The following is a 584-nucleotide window of genomic DNA, read 5'->3' as shown; positions in this document are numbered from 1 at the left end:
AGACCGGGTCGGTCTGCAGGAAGCGGCCGGTGTCGGAACTGTAGAGGCGGCTGCCCATGAGGGTGATGCCACTGATTGTGTCGGCCGACCTCTGGTAGCCACCGAGCCAGCCGTACGTGGCGGCTGCGGTGCCGTCGAGCGTGTTGCCGTACTCGTCGTAGCGCTGGACTTCGGCCGCCTCCGTGCCGTCCAGCGGGAGCCGGACGGCGATGTCACCGTGGAGGGTGGTCAGCTGCAGGATCGTGTCTCCGGTGGCGGAGGTGATCGCGGCGAGTCCGCCCGTGGGATCGGTGACGTTGCGGGTCACGGTGTCGTCCGAGCCCTCGCTCCAGGTGGGGCTGTCGCCGCTGGAGCCGTAGTGGCTGGTGTCGGTCGAGGACGTGGTCCAGGTACCGTCGTCGGCCTTGGCCTGCGTGACGGCCTTGTGGAGACGTCCGACGGCATCCAGAGACCAGGTCTTGCGACTGGCGCCGACGGTCTCCGAGCGAACCAGGTCGTTGGTGAAGTACGTCAGCGTGGTGCCGCCGGTGCTGGTGGGGCGGCCGAAGGCGTCGTACGCGGTGCCGTCGGCGACCAGACGGTCG

The 584-nt window shown here is 69.2% G+C and carries 1 protein-coding gene; it reads right to left on the bottom strand.

Translation table 11 applies throughout. The features are described from left to right. A partial coding sequence (locus tag ABD357_RS24225; protein WP_486389227.1) for an RHS repeat-associated core domain-containing protein occupies positions 1-584 on the bottom strand: 584 nt, incomplete at both ends.

It is taken from the genome of Streptomyces vastus (assembly GCF_039532825.1).
Classification (GTDB): Bacteria; Actinomycetota; Actinomycetes; order Streptomycetales; family Streptomycetaceae; genus Streptomyces; species Streptomyces vastus.
Note: the sequence above shows the minus strand (reverse complement) of the source record. Positions and strands in the feature narration are given on the sequence as shown.